Source organism: Embleya sp. NPDC055664, from assembly GCF_053618075.1.
This window is the reverse complement of the sequence record NZ_JBSHGZ010000010.1, coordinates 137,012-154,994: the sequence shown is the minus strand read 5'-3', so window position 1 is coordinate 154,994 and position 17,983 is coordinate 137,012. Positions and strand designations below refer to the sequence as shown.

General features: G+C 71.9%; 14 protein-coding genes and 1 pseudogene. 4 read left to right on the top strand and 11 right to left on the bottom strand.

The window, feature by feature from the left end; genetic code table 11:
- Positions 1–57: 57 nt before the first annotated feature.
- Positions 58–774 (top strand): ABC transporter permease, encoded by a 717-nt coding sequence (locus ACWGR4_RS19440; RefSeq protein WP_452132113.1) that lies wholly within the window; start codon positions 58–60, stop codon positions 772–774.
- Between the two features lie 80 nt (positions 775–854).
- Positions 855–1,805 (top strand): COX15/CtaA family protein, encoded by a 951-nt coding sequence (locus tag ACWGR4_RS19435; protein ID WP_380011252.1) that lies wholly within the window; start codon positions 855–857, stop codon positions 1,803–1,805.
- A gap of 77 nt (positions 1,806–1,882) precedes the next feature.
- Here the strand turns inward: ACWGR4_RS19435 and egtD are convergent, their stop codons facing one another.
- The 10 genes and pseudogenes from egtD to tkt form a co-directional block, all read right to left on the bottom strand.
- Positions 1,883–2,860, bottom strand: coding sequence for an L-histidine N(alpha)-methyltransferase (egtD, locus tag ACWGR4_RS19430; RefSeq protein WP_452132112.1), 978 nt, complete (start codon positions 2,858–2,860; stop codon positions 1,883–1,885).
- A 117-nt stretch (positions 2,861–2,977) separates the two neighbouring features.
- Positions 2,978–3,679: pseudogene (gene egtC, locus ACWGR4_RS19425) on the bottom strand (ergothioneine biosynthesis protein EgtC); the annotation flags it as partial.
- Positions 3,679–5,025 (bottom strand): ergothioneine biosynthesis protein EgtB, encoded by a 1,347-nt coding sequence (egtB, locus tag ACWGR4_RS19420; protein ID WP_380011255.1) that lies wholly within the window; start codon positions 5,023–5,025, stop codon positions 3,679–3,681. The gene egtB and the pseudogene egtC, both read right to left, overlap by 1 nt.
- A complete protein-coding gene (egtA, locus tag ACWGR4_RS19415; RefSeq protein ID WP_452132110.1) occupies positions 5,022–6,272 on the bottom strand; it encodes an ergothioneine biosynthesis glutamate--cysteine ligase EgtA in 1,251 nt (416 codons plus the stop codon). The genes egtB and egtA overlap by 4 nt, the downstream gene beginning before the upstream one ends.
- Positions 6,273–6,608: 336 nt before the next feature.
- Positions 6,609–7,367, bottom strand: a complete 759-nt coding sequence (gene pgl / locus ACWGR4_RS19410; protein WP_380011261.1) for a 6-phosphogluconolactonase — start codon at positions 7,365–7,367, stop codon at positions 6,609–6,611.
- The gene (gene opcA, locus ACWGR4_RS19405) at positions 7,364–8,536 is read right to left on the bottom strand and encodes a glucose-6-phosphate dehydrogenase assembly protein OpcA (protein ID WP_452132109.1); all 1,173 of its coding nucleotides are present in this window, start codon (positions 8,534–8,536) and stop codon (positions 7,364–7,366) included. The genes pgl and opcA overlap by 4 nt, the downstream gene beginning before the upstream one ends.
- A complete protein-coding gene (zwf, locus tag ACWGR4_RS19400) occupies positions 8,533–10,089 on the bottom strand; it encodes a glucose-6-phosphate dehydrogenase (RefSeq protein WP_380011267.1) in 1,557 nt (518 codons plus the stop codon). Before zwf ends, opcA begins: the two co-directional genes overlap by 4 nt.
- Complete coding sequence (locus ACWGR4_RS19395; protein ID WP_452132108.1) at positions 10,086–11,768, bottom strand: glucose-6-phosphate isomerase; 1,683 nt, start codon at positions 11,766–11,768, stop codon at positions 10,086–10,088. The genes zwf and ACWGR4_RS19395 overlap by 4 nt, the downstream gene beginning before the upstream one ends.
- A gap of 179 nt (positions 11,769–11,947) precedes the next feature.
- The gene (gene tal, locus ACWGR4_RS19390) at positions 11,948–13,060 is read right to left on the bottom strand and encodes a transaldolase (RefSeq protein WP_452132107.1); all 1,113 of its coding nucleotides are present in this window, start codon (positions 13,058–13,060) and stop codon (positions 11,948–11,950) included.
- A gap of 126 nt (positions 13,061–13,186) precedes the next feature.
- On the bottom strand, positions 13,187–15,277 hold the full coding sequence (tkt, locus tag ACWGR4_RS19385; protein WP_452132106.1) for a transketolase: 2,091 nt from the start codon (positions 15,275–15,277) through the stop codon (positions 13,187–13,189).
- A gap of 444 nt (positions 15,278–15,721) precedes the next feature.
- Between tkt and ACWGR4_RS19380 the strand changes: the two genes are divergently transcribed.
- Entirely contained in the window at positions 15,722–16,672 is a 951-nt protein-coding gene (locus ACWGR4_RS19380) for a heme o synthase (RefSeq protein WP_078977682.1), read from the top strand.
- Positions 16,673–16,784: 112 nt separating this feature from the next.
- Positions 16,785–17,144, top strand: a complete 360-nt coding sequence (locus ACWGR4_RS19375; protein ID WP_126641309.1) for a hypothetical protein — start codon at positions 16,785–16,787, stop codon at positions 17,142–17,144.
- 123 nt (positions 17,145–17,267) lie between these two features.
- Here ACWGR4_RS19375 and ACWGR4_RS19370 read toward each other — a convergent pair whose 3' ends face one another.
- Positions 17,268–17,879 carry a hypothetical protein gene (locus ACWGR4_RS19370; RefSeq protein ID WP_452132105.1) on the bottom strand — a complete coding sequence of 204 codons (612 nt, stop codon included), beginning with the start codon at positions 17,877–17,879 and terminating at the stop codon, positions 17,268–17,270.
- Positions 17,880–17,983 lie beyond the last annotated feature (104 nt).

The window sequence follows — 17,983 nt, the reverse complement described above, 5'->3', positions numbered from 1 at the left end:
CGGGACGAGAGGCGCGGTACGTTCACGCCCGCGCCGGGCGCGGCGCCGCTGGGTCGGATGATCCTGGCGCAGAGCGCCCTGGAGACCCGGATGTTGTTGCGCAACGGCGAGCAGCTGTTGCTGACGGTGATCATTCCGACGCTGCTCCTGGTGGTGTTCAGCTCGGCCGACCTCGTGGACACCGGGGACGGCGACCGGGTGGACTTCCTGGCGCCGGGGCTGCTCGCGCTGGCGGTGTTGTCGACCGCGTTCACCGGGCAGGCGATCGCCACCGGGTTCGAGCGGCGCTACGGCGTGCTCAAGCTGCTGGGCTCGACCCCGCTGCCCCGGTGGGGGCTGATGGTGGCCAAGACGGCGTGTGTCCTGGTGGTGGAGATCCTCCAGGTGGCGCTGCTCACGGCGATCGCGTTCGGGCTGGGCTGGTCACCGCACGGGAACCCCGTGTGGGTGATCCTGCTGCTGCTCCTGGGCACGGCGGCGTTCTCCGGGCTCGGCCTGCTGATGGCCGGCACGCTGCGGGCAGAGGCAACCCTGGCGGGCGCGAATCTGGTGTTCATCCTGCTGCTGCTCGGCGGCGGGGTGATCGTGCCGCTGGACAAGTTCCCCTCCGGGGTCGAGCACACGCTCGCGCTGCTGCCCATCTCGGCGCTGTCGGACGGGCTGCGCGACGTGCTCCGGGACGGATCGGGTCTGCCGCTGGGCGATCTGGCCACCCTGGCGGTCTGGGCGGTTTTGGGCCTCGGCGCGGCGGCGCGCTTCTTCCGTTGGGAGTGAGGCCGGAGGGGGGTCGGGGCGGGCGCGGGCCGACACCCCTGGTGCGCTTGTGAATTCGTTCACGACGTAGCATGTCGCGCATGAGTCTGCAGGCCGTCTCCCCACTCGTCGCGCGCCGCGTGTTCCTCGCGAACCTGGTGGCGCAGATCGGCATCGTCGTCACGGGCGGTCTCGTCCGACTCACCGACTCGGGTCTGGGGTGCGACACCTGGCCCCGGTGCGACAGCGACACGAGCAACTGGACGCCGCACGAGGCGGTCGGCCACCACGCGTACATCGAGTTCGGCAACCGCATGCTGACCTACGTGGTCGGCGCGATCGCGGTGGCGTGCGTGGTGGCGGCGTACCGGATGACCGTGCGCCGCAAGGACATCACCACGCTGGCCTGGATCCAGATCGGCACGGTGGTCGGCCAGGCCCTGCTCGGCGGCATCACCGTGCTCACCGACCTGCACCCGATGGCGGTGGCGAGCCATCTGCTCCTGTCGATGTTGCTGATCGCGTCGGCGGTGGCGCTGTACGAACGCTCCGGCGAGGGCGACGCGCCGGCCCGGTTCCTGGTCCGCCCCGAGATCCGCTGGTTCGGCTACGGCACCCTCGGCCTGGCAGGTGCCCTGATCGTGATCGGCACCGTGGTCACCGGCTCCGGCCCGCACGCGGGCGACCTCAAGGCCAAGCGCTTCGACGTGGACATCGACCAGATCGCCTGGCTGCACGCCGACCTGGCCTTCCTCCTCCTGGGCGCGGCCGTCGCCCTGGCCCTGGCCCTGCGCGTCACCGACGCCCCCCGGGCCGCCCAGACGCGCGTGTGGTGGCTGCTCGCCGTCCTGATCCCCCAGGGCCTGATCGGCTACATCCAATACTTCAACGGCCTCCCCGAGTGGATGGTCCTCACCCACATGCTCGGCGCCGCCCTCACGGTCGTCACCGCAACCGGAACCCTCTTCGCCCTCCGCATCCGAGGCGAACACGCCGAGCCCACCCCGGAGGCAGCGGCCGAAGCCCGCGAACCGGTCGCCACCAGCTACTGAGCGCCGCACCCGTGGAGACGGACCGGACCCCGGCGGGGTCCGGTCCGTCTCGGTGTTCTCGGGCGGTGTCGCCCGGGTCAGCGGGCGGGGACGGCCAGGAGGAGGGCGAAGCGGTTTTGCGCGTCGGTCCACCACTGGCGGATGGTGAAGCCGGCCTCGGCCAGTTCGGCTTCCAGCGGCTCGCGGCGGAATTTGGTGGAGATCTCGGTGCGCAGGTGTTCGCCTCGGGTGAAGTCGGCGGACAGGTCCAGGGGCGGGATCTTGACCGTCTGGTCGATCCTGGAGCGCAGGTGCATCTCGATGCGTTCCTCGTCCGCGTTCCACAGCGCCACGTGGTCGTAGGCGTCGGGGTCGAAGTCGGCATCGAGTTCGCGGTTGAGCACGTGCAGCACGTTCTTGTTGAACTCGGCGGTGACGCCCTGGGCGTCGTCGTAGGCGGCGACCAGCACGGCCGGGTCCTTGACCAGGTCGACCCCGAGCAGCAGGGTGTCGTCGGCGCTCAGCGCGCGGCGCAGGATGCGGTAGAAGGCTGTGCGCTGGGCGGGGTCGAGGTTGCCGAGCGTGCTGCCCAGGAAGCTGAGCAGGCGCGGGCCCGGCTCGTCCGCCAGGGCGAGTTCGTGTTCGAAGTCGGTGACCGTGGCCGCGACCCGCAGCGCCGGGTAGTCGCGGCACAGCGCCTCACCGGCCTGGACCAGCGCCGAATCGCTCACGTCCAGCGGCACATAGCGCTCCAGCGTGCCCGCCGCGGTGAGCGCGTCCAGGAGCAGCCGGGTCTTGCGGGACGAGCCCGAGCCCAATTCGATCAGCGAGTGGGCCCGCGTCGCCGCGGCGATCTCGGGGGCGCGTCGAGTCAGGATCTCCTGCTCGGCGCGGGTCGGGTAGTACTCGGGCAGCCGGGTGATCTCCTCGAACAACTCGCTGCCGCGCGCGTCGTAGAACCACTTGGGCGGCAACGACTTGCTCGGTGCGGTCAGTCCGTGGCGCACGTCGGCGCGCAGGGTGGTGTCGAAGTAGTCGGCCGGCAGCCGGTGGTCGAGGGTGAATCGGCTGTTCATGGGACGCCGTTCCTGTGGTGCGGATGACGGACGTGCGGCGACGGGTCGCACGGGACGGATCGGGGCGATGCGGACGCCGTCGCGGGTGGCGACGAGGAGGGAGTGGTCGGGTACCTCTCGCCACGCCCCCCAGGTCGCATCCGGGTGCTCGTCGGGCTCGGAGGCGACCAGGACCCGGCCGGGGCCGGTGCGATACCAGAGGGTGTCCGCGTAGCGGGTGGCGAACACGGTCCGGCCGTCGGTGAGCAGGAGGTTGAGTCGGGCCGTCGGGCGCGCCTCGGCGATCCGCCGGACCACGTCGACCAGCGCGCCGCCGACCGGCTCACGCTGCCGCAGCCGGCGCGCGAGCAGGGCCCAGATCAGCGCCGAGTCGCAGCGCGCCTCCATCTCCAGCAGGGCGGCCTGATCGAGCGCGGGCCCGACCGGCAGCCGGGTCCAGTCCGGGACGGCGCCGTTGTGGCTGAACAACCACACACCGTCCCGGTACGGCGCGGCCGCCGCCTCCTCCTGACTGGTGCCGGCGGTGGCGCTGCGCACGGCGGCCAGGAACGCGCCGCTGCGTACGGTCCGGGCCAGGTCGGGCAGGTTCGGGTCGGCCCAGATCGGCAACGCGCGGCGATAGCGGGCGGGTTCGACGTCCGCCGGATCCGCGTCCGGGCCCGCGTCGGGATACCAGCCGAAGCCGAACCCGTCGACGTTGACCGTCCCGTACCGCTGCCGGCGCGGCGCCCAGGACTGCTCGTACAACCCGCACGTCGGCTCCACCAGCACCGACGCCAGCGGGATCTCCGGCCCCAGATAGGCCAGGTGACGGCACATCAGCCCGCCTCCCCGGGCGCCGCGTCGCGCGCGGTGCGGAATCCGGCGAAGATCTGCCGCCGGATCGGCAGGTCCCAATTGCGGAACGTGCCCCGGGCGACCACCTCGTCGACCCCGAACGCGCCGCCGCGCAGCACCTTGTGCCCGGGCCCGAAGAACACCTCGGAATACTCCCGATAGGGAAACGCCGCGAACCCGGGGTAGGCGGTGAAGTCGGAGGCGGTCCACTCCCAGACGTCGCCGAGCAACTGCCGTGCCCCGGAAGGCGCGGCACCCGCCGGATACGCCCCGGCCGGCGCCGGCCGCAGATGCCGCTGCCCGAGGTTGGCGTGTTCGGGCGTGGGTTCGGCGTCGCCCCACGGATACCGCCGCGACCGCCCCTCCGCCGGATCGTGCCGCGCCGCCTTCTCCCACTCGGCCTCGCTCGGCAACCGCCGCCCGGCCCAGCGCGCGTAGGCGTCGGCCTCGTACCAGCACACGTGCACGACCGGCTCGTCCGGCGGCACCGGCTCGGTCCGGCCGAACCGCCTGCGCAGCCACGTGTCACCGTCGCGCCACCAGAACAGCGGTGCGCGTAGCCCGGCTTCGTCCCGATGCCGGCGCCCCTCCGGAGTCCAGCAGTCGTCCCGGTCGTATCCGCCGTCGGCGATGAACTCCAGATAGGCCGCGTTCGTCACCGGCACGGTGTCCAGCCAATACGCCGCCACCTCGACGGTGTGCGCGGGTCGCTCGTTGTCCAGGGCCCACCCGTCGGTGTCGGTGCCCATCTCGAACGGCCCGGCCGCGACCAGCACTTCGCGCGGCAACCCGGCCGCGTCCGGCGGCGCCGCGGGCGGTTCGGGGGCGTCCAGGACGGCCGGTCCGGCGCGCAGCTGGTGGGTGGCGAGCATGGTCTCGTCGTGCTGCTGCTCGTGCTGGGCGAGCATGCCGAACACGAACCCGTGCGCCAGGAGCGGATCACCGTCGGGATCGAAGTCGGCGCCCTCCAGCACCTCCAGCGCCCGGACCCGCACCTCGCGGACGTAGTCCCGGGCCGGATCGGGCGCGAGCAGCGGCAGGGCCGGCCGGTTCGCGCGAGGGTGGCGGAACGCGTCGTACAGCGCGTCCAGATCCGCACGCAGCGCCGGGCGCCCGCCGGCCCGGCGGACCAGCCACAACTCCTCCTGGTTTCCGATGTGCGCCAGGTCCCAGACCAGCGGGGACATCAACGGGGAGTGCTGGGCGCTCAGTTCCTCGTCGGTCAAACACTCGGTCAGGGCCAGCGTCCGGCGCCGGGCCCGCGCCAGCGCGGCCTCGGCTATCGATTTCGCGGATGTCGAGGTTTCCGACGGCTTCAGCGACGTCATCGACAGGTCCTTTCGAGCAGATCGTCGGCGGGACATCGGCCCCGTTCGGCGTAGCGCCGGGTGAATTCGGCGACGGCCGCACGGACCGGGCCGGGCGCGTCGGCGTCGGCCAGCGCGTTCTCCGTGGCGGCGAAGCAGGCGAGGATCGCCTTGCCGAGCACCGGGTCGGCGGGGCCGATCCGGGCGGCGCGCCGCCAGACCGCCTCGGTCGGTACGGTCGCGCCGTCGGCGCACAGGGACTCGGTCGCCGCCCAGGCCGCCTCGGCCGCGACCGGGTCGTCCAGCAGGGTGGCGGCCATCGCGGCGGGCACGATCCAGTACCGGCCGCACTGCGCGTCGATCATCCGCAACTCCAGCCAGCCGCGCGGGCGCACCGGCGGGAAGAGGGTGGTCAGGTGGTAGTCGAGGTCGTCGAGGGTGGGTGGCCGCATCCCGGGTACACCGCGCAGCCAGGAGCGGAAGGTCAACCCCTCCGGGGCGTTCCAGCCGTCCGCCGTGGCGCCGCGCAGGCACAACAGCGGCGCGTCCAGCGCGTAGCGCGCCCACGCGGCGCGCGGGTCGCCGTCGATGCCCGGCGGCGGGCCGGGCGGGCGGGTACGGCCGGGGTCCATCCGGGCCCAGACCAGTTGCCGAGTGGATCGCCAACCGGTCGGTTTGCCCTGCCACAGCGGTGAGTTGGCGAACGCGGCGACCAGTACCGGGCCCAGCCGGTGGGTCAGCTCCCAGCGTGATCGATAGCCGCGAAGGCCCGCGCTCTCGTCGCCCGCGTCCAGGTTGACCTGCACGGACGCGGTGCCGCGCATCATCATCCGGCCCCAGGAGCCGTCCCGGTCGAAGTACGCCTCCATCGCCCGATAGCGCGGATGGTCCAGGACGCGTGCCGGGTTTCGATACGGCTCCAGGCCGTGGCCCGCGAGCACGAGTCCGCCGGCGGCCAGCGCCTGCTCCAGGGCCGTCATGTCGGCGCGGAGGTCTCGGGCGCATCCGGCGAGCGTGTCGGCGGGCAGTGAACTCAGTTCGACCTGCCCACCCGGCTCGCGGGTCAATCTGCTGCCGAACGGCAGCCCCTGCGCCTCCAGCGGGGCCAGGGCCTCGTCCAGCCGCTCCGGCGCCACCTCCCGGTGGGCGTCGGCGCCGTCGTGCACGATCCATTCCAGTTCGATCCCGACCCGCGCGGGCGGGCCGGTCTTGAAGCACACCCCGTGTACATGGGCCTGTGCGTCGTCCTCTCGCAGAGTGGCAGCCATCGCACGCACTCCTTCGATCCCTCGCGTGGTCCCGATTCCGGACCCACTCGTGGCCCCCGATGTGGCCCTCCCGTAACTTTCCCGGTCTGCTGTACCCGGCATTGCCGACCGGAACACCCGTACCTCCGTGAACGCGGGCCCACGCGGGGATGAAGCCCCACAAACCCCCGAGCAAGACCATCCGGTTGCCGCATCCGCCCGATTACGGCACGCGAAATGTAACGGTGTGTCAGGGAACGAGCCGGCGTCGACCGTCGCCCGCGATCGGTCGCGCGGGGCATGCGAAAGGGCGGGGCGGAAGCCGATCCCGGCCTCCGCCCCGCCCTTCGGGTGCGGCTAGTGCTCCGGCAGCCGCGCCGCCGCGGCCCGGTCGAGCAGCCACAGCGTCGCGCCGGTGCCGTAGGCGCCGGCCGCCGGGGTCTTCGTGGGGTCGGTGGAGGCCCGCGCCGCCGCCACCGCGTCGGCCTTGTCCTCGCCCGCCGCGAGCAGCCACACCTCGTGGGCGGCTCGGATCGCCGGGAAGGTCAGGGTGATCCGGGTCGGCGGAGGCTTGGGGGCCTCGCGGACCGCGACCACCGTGCGCCCCGTCTCCTCCGTCGCCGCGAAGCCCGGGAACAGCGACGCGACGTGCGTGTCGGGGCCCACCCCGAACATGGCCAGGGTGAACGCCGGCACCAGCGCGCCCTCGGGCGCGGCGGCGGCCAGTTCGGCGGCGTACCGCGCCGCCGCCGCCTCCACGTCGTCCCCGTCCGGACCGTCACTGGCCGGCATCGGGTGCACCAGCTCCGGCAACACCGGGACGGTGTCCAACAACGCCTCGCGCGCCTGCGTCTCGTTCCGGTCGGCGTGGCCCGCCGGCAGGAACCGCTCGTCGCCCCACCACACGTGCAGCCGGTCGAAGTCGATCGCGCCCAGCGTGGGCGTGAGCGACAACTCGTGCAACAACGCGTTGCCGTTGCGACCACCGGTGAGCACGATGTGCGCCACGTCGAACTCGGCCTGCGCGTCGGCAACCCGCTGGATCAGCCCGGTCGCCGCCGCCTTGGCAAGCAGTGCCGTGTCGGCGTGCACCCGAACCGGGCCGTGCGGGCTCACGCGCCGTCGCCCTTCTTCTTGCGAGGCGCCCGGCCGGCCGTGTTCTTCGGCGTGGCGGCGGGCGCGCCCTCGTCCGCCACCCGCGCCCGGGCGGTGGGCCGCTTCGCCCCCGCCGCGCTCGACGTGCGCTTCAGCGGCGGAGCCGCACCGACCTCCTTCTTCGCCTTTCGGAGCGGCGCCTCGCCCTCCTCGGCCTTCTCCACGTCGCTCACCGGCGTCTGCGACACGGGCGACTCGGTGAACGACGCCGCCGACGGCACCCGCGCCGCCTCCAACGCGGCCCGCGCCAACGTCGCCGCGTACACGTCGTCCGGGTCCAGCCGGCGCAGCTCCTCGGCGACCAGGTCGGAGGCCTCGCGCCGCTTGAGCGCGACCACCCGGTCCGGCTGGCCGGGCGAGGACAGCGACGCCATCATCCCGTCGGGGCGGTCGATCACGATCTCGCCGTCCTCGGTCACCAGCGTGACCGCGGTGATCCCGGGGCCGTTGGTCTCCACCCGCTCCACGTCGACCTCCAGGCGATCGGTCAACCACAGCGCGAGCAGTTCCGCGCTCGGGTTGCCCGCCTTGGCGCCGACCTTCGCGCTCAGGATCCGGCTGTACTTCTGGTCGAGCGCCGCGGCCAGCAGGCTGCGCCACGGCGTGGTGCGAGTCCAGGCCAGGTCGGTGTCCCCCGGCGTGTACGCGCTCGCCCGCAGCCGCAGTACATCGGCCCGGCGCGGCGGCGCGGCGGCGTCGGTCACCCGGCGGGTGGCCAGCGCGCCGAGCAGGTCCTTGCTCGGCACCTCGGGCGCACGCCCCGGCCACCACACCACGACCGGCGCGTCCGGCAGCAGCAGCGGCAGCACGACCGACTCGGCGTGGTTGGCCAACTCGCCGTGCATGCGCAGCAGTACGGTCTCGCCCACGCCCGAGTCGCCGACCCGGACCTCGGCGTCCAGGCGCGGCGCGATCTCCGCTCCCGGGCGGCCGATCACCACCAGGATCCGCGAGGGGTGCTCGCGGGCGGCGGTGCTCGCGGCCTTCATCGCGTCGTACTGGTTGGCCTCGTCGGTGACGATGACCAGGGTGAGCACCATGCCGAGGGTGGGGCTGCCCATTCCTCGGCGGGCCTCGACCAGCGCGGCATTGATCTTGCTCGACTTGGTGTCCGTCAGATCGATCATCATGGGCGGCGCCAGCTCCGTCCGTCACGTGCGAGCATCTCGTCGGCCGCGTCCGGGCCCCAGGTCCCGGACACGTAGGGCTCGGGCTTGCCGTGCTGTGCCCAGTGCTCCTCGATCGGGTCGAGGATCTTCCAGGACAGCTCGACCTCCTCGTGCCGGGGGAACAGCGGGGCGTCGCCGAGCAGCACGTCGAGCAGCAGGCGCTCGTACGCCTCCGGGCTCGACTCGGTGAACGACTCGCCGTACGCGAAGTCCATGTTGACGTCGCGCACCTCCATCGCGGTGCCCGGCACCTTGGAGCCGAAGCGCACCGTCATGCCCTCGTCCGGCTGCACCCGGATGACCAGGGCGTTTTGCCCCAGCTCCTCGGTCGCGGTGGCGTCGAACGGCAGGTGCGGGGCGCGCTGGAAGACCACCGCGATCTCGGTGACCCGACGGCCGAGGCGCTTGCCCGCGCGCAGGTAGAACGGCACGCCCGCCCAGCGGCGGTTGGCGATCTCCAGCTTGATCGCGGCGTAGGTGTCGGTGCGCGAGTCCGGCGGGATGCCGTCCTCTTCGAGGTAGCCCTTGGCCAGCTCGCCGCCCTGCCAGCCGCGGGTGTACTGGGCCCGCACCGTGCCGCGCGACAGATCGTCGGGCAGCTTGACCGAGCCGAGCACCTTCAGCTTCTCGGCCACCAGGGCGTCGGCGTCGAAGGACACCGGCTCCTCCATCGCGGTCAGCGCGAGCAGTTGCAGCAGGTGGTTCTGGATCACGTCGCGCGCGGCGCCGATGCCGTCGTAGTACCCGGCCCGGCCGCCGATGCCGATGTCCTCGGCCATGGTGATCTGTACGTGGTCCACGTAGGAGCGGTTCCACAGCGGCTCGAACATGGTGTTGGCGAAGCGCAACGCCAGGATGTTCTGGACGGTCTCCTTGCCCAGGTAGTGGTCGATGCGAAAGACCGACTCGGGCGGGAAGACCTCGTCGACGACCTTGTTCAGCTCGCGCGCGCTCTTGAGGTCGTGCCCGAACGGCTTCTCGATCACCACGCGGCGCCACGAGTCGGCCTTGGGGTCGGCGAGTCCGTGCTCCTTGAGCTGGCGGACCACCTCGGGGAAGGCCTTCGGCGGCACCGACAGGTAGAACGCATGGTTGCCCTGGGTGCCCTGCTGCTCGTCCAGCTCGTCGATCGTCTGGCGCAGCTGGTCGAACGCCTTGCCGTCGTCGAACTCGCCCTGGACGAACCGGAATCCCTCGGACAGCTGCTGCCAGACCTCTTCCCGGAAGGGGGTCCGGGCGTGTTCCTTGACCGCCTCGTAGACCACCTGGGCGAAGTCCTGGTTCTCCCAGTCGCGCCGGGCGAACCCGGTCAGCGCGAAGCCCGGCGGCAGCAGGCCGCGGTTGGCCAGGTCGTAGATCGCCGGCATCAGCTTCTTGCGGGACAGGTCGCCGGTGACGCCGAAGATGACCAGGCCCGACGGGCCCGCGATGCGCGGGAGTCGGCGGTCCTGGGGGTCGCGCAGCGGGTTCTCCGGCCAGACGGCCGGCTTGCTCTTGCCGGCTTTGGGGCTCATCGAGCCGCTCCGTCCGCGAGGGCGCGGGCGGCGTCGAGCAGTTGCCCGAGTCCGGCCGCGCGGTCGGTCAGGTGCAGGCGCAGGACCGGGCGCTCGCGCGAGGTGATCGCGCCGAGGTCGCCCAGGGCCTGGGCCAGTTGCAGGCGGCCGAAGCTGTACGGCTTGGCCGGTACGTCCAGGTCCTCGGTGTTGGCGCCGGTGATCTGGAGGAAGGCGCCGACGGCGGGGCCACCCTTGTGGAACTGGCCGGTGGAGTGCAGGAATCGAGGTGCCCAGCCGAAGGTGACCTGCTGCCCGTCCAGTGCCTCGGCGAGCAGCGGGCGCAGCTTGGGCGCGTCGGTGTCGCCGAGCCGGTCCAGGTAGGCCATCACCGCGAGGTAGCCGTTGTCGGGCACCGTGGCCAGCAGCGCGCGCAGCGCCCCCGTCAGGTCGCTCGCGCCGGCCAACAGTTCGGCGTCGCCGTGTACTTCGACCGCGCCGTCGACGAACGCGGGCGTGCCCACCGGCAGCGGTCCGTCGTCGCCCGCGCGCTCGAGCAGCGCGCCGGTGTTGTCCTTGGACTCCTGCACGTTGGGCTGGTCGAACGGGTCGATGCCGAGCACTCGGCCGGCGACCGCGGTCGCGTACTCCCACAGCAGCAACTGTGCGCCCAGCGGGCCGGACACGCGCAGGTCGGCGGCGAGGCGCTCGATGTCCTCGGCGCCGATGACCACGCGCACCGCGTCGGGGCCGCTCGCGTGGTCGAAGCCGGGCGCGGTCGGGCTCTCGACCACGACGGGCAGGATGCCCCGCCCCTGCTTGCCGGTGGATTCGGCGATCAACTGCTCGGCCCAGTCGCCGAATCCGACGATGTCGCCGCTGTTGGCCAGGACCAGCTTGTCCCGGCCGTGGTTGGCGGCGGCCCCGAGCACCGCGCCGAGCAGCAGGCCGGGGTTGTCCCGATCGCCGGCCAGCGTCGGGGCCAGCGCCGCGGCCTCGTCGAGCAGGCGTTCCACATCCACGCCGGCCAACGCGCTGGGCACCAGGCCGAACGCGGTCAGCGCGGAGTAGCGGCCGCCGACGTTGGGGTCGGCGAGCACGATGGTGTAGCCGGCGTTGCGCGCGGTGTTCTCCAGCGGCGAGCCGGGGTCGGTCACCACCACGATCCGCCCGGCGAGCTGGTCGTTGGTCAACCCCTCGTCGAGGAAGGCCTGTTCGAACGCGCGGCGGTGGCTGTCGGTCTCCACGGTGCCGCCGCTCTTGCTGGAGACGACCACGACGGTGCGCTCCAGGTCGTCGCCGAGCGCGCGGCGGACCTGGGCGGGGTCGGTGGTGTCGAGCACGGTGAGCGGCTTGCCGTAGGTGGCGGTGATCACCTCGGGGGCCAGCGAGGAGCCGCCCATGCCGGCCAGGACCACGTGGTCCAGGCCCTCGGCGGCCAGCCGCTCGCGCAGTTCGGCGAGTTGCGGCAGCAACGCGCGCGAGGAGGCGGGCAGGTCCACCCATCCCAGGCGGATCGCGGCCAGCGACTCGGCGTCCGGACCCCACAGGGTGGCGTCGGAGGCGGCCAGGCGCGCGGGCACCTTGTCCACGACGCAGGCGGTGATGACTTCGGCGACTGCGGCGGAGTGAACGAGGTCACCGGAAACGGTGACGTCCACGCCGCCTGCGGTCACGCGTTCGTCGTTTGCGTGTACCACGGGCGGTCAGCCCTCCTATGAATGGGGTGGGAGTGTGCTGAAATCATGCCCTGATTGCGTGGATTACCCGTCCCGCCGCCGCCGAACGGGTCACATGCGGCGGCGGCGGGACGAGCGGGTACTGCGCCGGTCGGCGAGGGAGGCCGACCGGGTGCAACGGCCGTTCGACGAGGTGGGCGTCAGCCCTTGGCGAGCCGGTCCAGCTCGCCCTGTACGGACGCGAGCAGCTCGTTCCAGGAGGTCTCGAACTTCTCGACGCCCTCCTCCTCGAGCAGGTCGACGACCTCGTCGTAGGAGATGCCGAGCTTGGCGACCGCGTCGAGGTCGGCCTGCGCCGACTCGTAGGTGCCGTGCACGGTGTCGCCGGTGATCGCGCCGTGGTCGGCGACCGCGTTCAAGGTGGCCTCGGGCATGGTGTTCACCACGCCCTTGACGACCAGGTCGTCCACGTACATCGTGTCGCGGTACGCCGGGTCCTTGACGCCGGTCGAGGCCCACAGCGGGCGCTGCGGCCGGGCCCCGGCGGCGGCGAGGGCCTGCCAGCGCTCGGTGCCGAAGACCTCTTCGTACGCCTGGTAGGCCAGTCGCGCGTTGGCCACCGCGGCCTTGCCCGCCGCGGCCTTGGCCTCGTCGGTGCCGAGTGCCGCCAGCCGCTTGTCGATCTCGGTGTCCACGCGGGAGACGAAGAACGACGCGACCGACTCGATCTTCGAGATGTCCAGACCGGCGGCGCGGGCGCGCTCGATGCCCTCGATGTAGGCCTCCATCACCTCGCGGTAGCGGGCCAGCGAGAAGATCAGCGTGACGTTGACGCTGATCCCCTCGGCGAGGGTCTGCGCGATGGCGGGCAGACCGGCCTTGGTGGCGGGGATCTTGATGAACAGGTTCGGCCGGTCGACGAGCCACCACAGCTGGCGGGCCTCGGCGATGGTCGGCTCGGTCTTGTGCGCGAGGCGCGGGTCGACCTCGATCGACACCCGGCCGTCGACGCCGTTCGTCGCGTCGTAGACCGGGCGCAGCACGTCGCACGCCTGGCGTACGTCGGCCGAGGTGATCATCCGCACGGCCTCTTCGACGGTCACCCCGCGCACCGCGAGGTCGCGCAACTGCGCGTCGTAGACGTCGTTGCCGGTGATCGCCTTCTGGAAGATCGCCGGGTTGGTGGTCACGCCGACGACCTCGCGGTCGCGGACGAGTTCGTGCAGGTTGCCGGACTCCAGCCGCGTCCGGCTCAGGTCGTCGAGCCATACGGCCACGCCCTCGGCGGACAGGCGACGCAGGGATTCCGTCATGACACTTTGCTCCTTATCGAGTGGGCGGCCGGATCCGGCCGCGTCGTGGGCGGCGGATCTACGCCCGGCGCGGGCGGTGTCGGGCGGGTGTTGCCACCCGACACCGCCCACCGGGTCACATGATCTTCAGCTACCGGCGTGCGCCAGGGATTCCCGAGCGGCCGAAACGACGGCCTCGTGGGTCAGCCCGAACTCGGCGAACAGCTTCTTGTAGTCCGCGGACGCGCCGAAGTGCTCCAGCGAGACGATCCGACCCGCGTCGCCGACCAGCTCGCGCCAGCCCTGGGCGATGCCGGCCTCGACCGACACGCGCGCCTTGACCGCCGGCGGCAGCACCTGCTCGCGGTACGCCTGGTCCTGCTCGTTGAACCATTCCAGGCAGGGAAGCGAGACGACCCGGGTGGGCACGCCCTCGGCCTCCAGCACCTCGCGCGCGGCGACCGCGATCTGCACCTCGGAACCGGTGCCGATCAGGATCACCTGCGGGGTGCCGCTGGACGCCTCGGCGAGCACGTAGCCACCGCGCGCGGTGCCCTCGGCCGAGCCGAACTCGGTGCGGTCCCAGGTGGGTACGTCCTGGCGGGTGAGCAGGATGCCGGCCGGGCGGTCGGTGGTCTCCAGGATCTTGCGCCAGGCCACCGAGACCTCGTTGGCGTCGCCCGGGCGAACCACGTCCAGGCCCGGGATCGCGCGCAGCGCGGCGATGTGCTCGATCGGCTGGTGGGTGGGACCGTCCTCGCCGAGACCGATCGAGTCGTGCGTCCACACGTAGGTGGTGGGCAGCTTCATCAGCGCGGCGAGCCGGACGGCCGGGCGCATGTAGTCGCTGAACACCAGGAAGGTGCCGCCGTAGATGCGGGTCCCGCCGTGCAGCGCGATGCCGTTCATGGTCGAGCCCATGGCGTGCTCGCGGATGCCCCAGTGCACGGTGCGCCCGTACGGGTTCGCGCCCTTGAGGGGGTTGCCGTCGGGCAGGAACGAACTGCCCTCGTCGATGGTGGTGTTGTTGGACTCGGCCAGGTCGGCCGAGCCGCCCCACAGTTCGGGGACGACCGGGCCGAGCGCGGCGAGCACCTTGCCGGACGCCTTGCGGGTGGCGACGGGCTTGCCGGCCTCGAACTCCGGCAGCGCCTTCTCCCAGCCGTCGGGCAGCCGGCGAGCGGAGATGCGGGCGTGCTCGGCGGCGCGCTCGGGGTTGGTCTCGGCCCACTTGGCGAACGCGCTCTTCCACGCGTCGTGCGCCGCACGGCCGCGGTCGACCACCTGGTGAGCGTGCGCGAGCACCTCGTCGGCGACCTCGAAGGTCTGCTCCGGGTCGAAGCCGAGCACGCGCTTGGTGGCCGCGACCTCGTCGGCGCCGAGCGCCGAGCCGTGCGCCTTGCCGGTGTTCTGCGCGTTCGGCGCGGGCCAGGCGATGATCGTCCGCATGGCGATCATGGTCGGCCGGCCGGTCTCCGCCTTGCCCGCCTCCAGGGCCGCGTGCAGCGCCACGACGTCGATGTCGCCATCCGCCTGCGGCTCGACCCGGATGGTGTGCCAGCCGTAGGCCGCGTAGCGGGCGAGGACGTCCTCGCTGAACGCGGTCTCGGTGTCGCCCTCGATCGAGATGTGGTTGTCGTCGTAGAGCACGACGAGGTTGCCCAGCTTCTGGTGCCCGGCGAGCGAGCTGGCCTCGGCGGAGATGCCCTCTTCCAGGTCGCCGTCGGAGGCGATCACCCAGATGGTGTGGTCGAACGGGGAGGTACCGGGGGCCGCGTCCGGGTCGAACAGGCCGCGCTCGTAGCGGGCCGCCATCGCCATGCCGACCGCGTTGCCCACGCCCTGGCCGAGCGGCCCGGTGGTGGTCTCGACGCCGGCGGTGTGGCCGTGCTCGGGGTGGCCGGGGGTGCGGCTGCCCCAGGTGCGGAACGACTTCAGGTCGTCCAGGGTCAGGCCGTAGCCCGACAGGTAGAGCTGGGTGTACAGGGTCAGGCTGGTGTGGCCCGGGGACAACACGAACCGGTCGCGACCGGTCCAGTCCGGGTCGGTCGGGTCGTGGCGCAGGAACTTCTGCCAGATGAGGTAGGCCGCCGGGGCCAGGCTCATGGCCGTTCCGGGGTGGCCGTTACCGACCTTCTGAACGGCGTCCATCGCGAGCACACGAGCGGTGTCGACGGCTCGCTTGTCGAGGTCGCTCCAGTCGAGAGAGCTGTTGTCGGGGGTCGGCTTGGTGCTCACCCTTGTCAGGGCTCCTTCCGGGGTCTTCCGGGATAGGCCGAATGATTGCGGCCGGCTCGGGACCTTCGCCCCGGCGCCTCAGGCACGTGGCCGAGCCTACCGGGGGCGGCATGTTCCCTCGCTCGGAGGACGGCCACCCGGGTGGTGACGTTCACCGTGGGGTTCACCCCGATGTCCACGTGGTCGAACGGACCGCGGGGACACGCGGGACGAGGCACGACGCGTGGTGGGCACGGGACGACGCACGCGGCGACCTTCCGGTCGGCTACCCGGCGGTGCGGCGGGCATGCCCCGGAGGCTTCGTGCCCCTGGTGAGGGACTACAGTTTCCTGCTAGTGGGTCCGGGCCTCGACGTCTCGACACCGCTTGCCTTCCGCTTACGTATTGACGAGCAAACCGGCTTCCGGGCGGCACCCGGGCCCGGCCGAAAACGCTGCTGATGGGGTGTTCGTGACAGCCGTCGAATCCCGACCGGCCGGGCTGGTGGGAAATGCGCCCGCCGGCGCCCGCCCGCCGATGGCCCGGGTTCTCGCATTCGTGGCCCTCACCAAGCCGCGCATCATCGAACTGCTGCTGATCAGCACGATTCCGGTGATGTTCCTCGCGGCGCACGGGCTGCCGGATCTGGGTCTGGTGCTGCTGGTCGTCTTCGGCGGTTACCTCTCGGCGGGCAGCGCCAACGCCTTCAACATGTACATCGACCGGGACATCGACCGGCTGATGCACCGCACCGAACGGCGGCCGCTGGTCACCGGAATGGTGTCGCCGCGCGAGTCGATCGTGTTCGCGAGCGCGCTCGGGGTGATTTCCACCGCGTGGTTCTGGTTCCTGGTCAATCCGCTGTCGGCGGCGCTTTCCGTCTTCGCGATCTTCTATTACGTCGTCGTCTACACGATGTTGCTGAAGCGGCGCACGCCGCAGAACATCGTGTGGGGCGGTATCGCGGGTTGTATGCAGGTGTTGATCGGCTGGACCGCGGTCACGAATTCGCTGGACTGGGCGCCGGTGGTGTTGTTCGCGGTGGTCTTCTTCTGGACCCCGCCGCATTATTGGCCGCTGTCGATGAAGTTCACCGACGACTACACCAATGCCGGTGTGCCGATGTTGCCGGTGGTCGCGGGCAACAAGGTCGTCGCGAACCAGATCGTGCTCTACAGCTGGGTCATGGTCGGGGTGTCGATGCTGCTGTGGCCGGCCGCGGACACCGGACCGCTGTACCCGATCGCCGCGGCGCTGCTGGGGGCGGCCTGGTTGTGGGAGGCGCACGGGCTGCAGCGTCGGGCCAAGGCCGAGGTGACCGGCGCCAAGCTCAAGGAGATGCGGCTGTTCCACTGGTCGATCACCTACCTGACGCTGCTGTTCGTCGCGGTCGCGGTCGACCCGCTGCTGTTCTGAGCCGGTTCGGGCACGGCGCCCGCACCGTGCCCGAACCGGTGTGTCGCGACGTGATCCGGACCACGCGCGATTGCGCCGGATCCGGTGACGCCCCGTCGGTAATGTGGGCGCCATGACGGACACCGAGACCACGACGGCCACGCCGGAACCGGGTTCCCCGGATGCGCGGGTCGAGCGACAGGTGCGCAGGATCGCCAAACACATCGAGCGCTTCACCGCCGCGCACGGCGGCGGGGGCGACGCGGTCGTCGAGTACGTCGGCCGCGACGCGACCCGGATCGTGCTCGTCGGCACCGACGGGGCCTGGGGCGACCAGGTCGTACGCGACCGCGACATCGCCCGCGCGGCGATCGTGAAGGCGGGCGTGACGCTGCATGAGGAGTTCCCGAACGAACTCGCGGCGAAGGTGCGCACGACCGAGTACGAGTGGTCCCGAATGGCGGGCCTGCAACTGGGCGGCGCGCAGGGCTGACGGGCGGGCCGGTCCGCCCGGCCCCGCCGCAACCCCTCCGGACCCGGCTGGGGCGGTGAACCCCCGCCGGCGCCGGGTGGTACCGGACTCCCCCGCAGCGGGAGAGTCCGGCGCTGCCGACGGTCAGGAGTGGAAGATCTCCCTGATGTCGCTGATCTCACCGGCGGCGTTCAGGGTGACCTCGTAGGCCCCGAACGACGAGCAAGCGTGTCCGGGGTCGGTCTGGTGGGTGAGGCACTTGTCGATGTGGTCCCACACCTGGCCGAGGTACTCCGCCTTCCACGGGGCCGGGCCGGACAGCGTGCCCGTGGCCTGCGGCGCGAAGTGCAGCGGTGTCTGTTCGGCGCCGACCGGCTCGTAGTGGCCGTCGTTGGGGTCGCACACGAACTTGGTGTTGCGGTAGTACAACGAGTCCTTGCCGGGTGCCTTGTTCGGGTGGACGATCCGGTGTCCGGGCTTGGTGGTCGGCGCCGGGCCGCAATCGTCGCCCGGGACGCCCGCCGAGGACCGACTCGCCGACGGCTTGGTCGACTTCGGCGCCTGGGTGCCCGGCGCACCGGAGCCGCCGGGGTTGCCGGTGGGCGGCTGCGCGAGCACCGGCGCCGTCGAGGGCGGGCTGTCGGCCGCCTCGGATGTGCCCTTCTTCTTGTCGTCCGCGTTGCAGGCGACCAGCGCGAGCGCGCCGATCGTCACGGCGGTGATCCCGCCCAACGTCCTGCGTGTGATCGGATGCATCGAACCCCCTGTGCGTCGGGCGCGGCGCGCCCGTACTTCGATGGAACTCGCACACATTAGCGATCTTGGAACGCGAGCACCCGGGATCCGCCCCCGAGTTGGCA

What these genes read in the sequence shown, in the direction of transcription:
- ACWGR4_RS19440 (WP_452132113.1), top strand. Translation starts at nt 58, where the DNA reads ATGATCCTGGCGCAGAGCGCCCTGGAGACCCGGATGTTGTTGCGCAAC.
- ACWGR4_RS19435 (WP_380011252.1), top strand. Translation starts at nt 855, where the DNA reads ATGAGTCTGCAGGCCGTCTCCCCACTCGTCGCGCGCCGCGTGTTCCTC.
- egtD (WP_452132112.1), bottom strand. Translation starts at nt 2,860, where the DNA reads ATGAACAGCCGATTCACCCTCGACCACCGGCTGCCGGCCGACTACTTC.
- egtB (WP_380011255.1), bottom strand. Translation starts at nt 5,025, where the DNA reads ATGACGTCGCTGAAGCCGTCGGAAACCTCGACATCCGCGAAATCGATA.
- egtA (WP_452132110.1), bottom strand. Translation starts at nt 6,272, where the DNA reads ATGGCTGCCACTCTGCGAGAGGACGACGCACAGGCCCATGTACACGGG.
- opcA (WP_452132109.1), bottom strand. Translation starts at nt 8,536, where the DNA reads ATGATGATCGATCTGACGGACACCAAGTCGAGCAAGATCAATGCCGCG.
- zwf (WP_380011267.1), bottom strand. Translation starts at nt 10,089, where the DNA reads ATGAGCCCCAAAGCCGGCAAGAGCAAGCCGGCCGTCTGGCCGGAGAAC.
- tal (WP_452132107.1), bottom strand. Translation starts at nt 13,060, where the DNA reads ATGACGGAATCCCTGCGTCGCCTGTCCGCCGAGGGCGTGGCCGTATGG.
- ACWGR4_RS19375 (WP_126641309.1), top strand. Translation starts at nt 16,785, where the DNA reads ATGACGGACACCGAGACCACGACGGCCACGCCGGAACCGGGTTCCCCG.
- ACWGR4_RS19370 (WP_452132105.1), bottom strand. Translation starts at nt 17,879, where the DNA reads ATGCATCCGATCACACGCAGGACGTTGGGCGGGATCACCGCCGTGACG.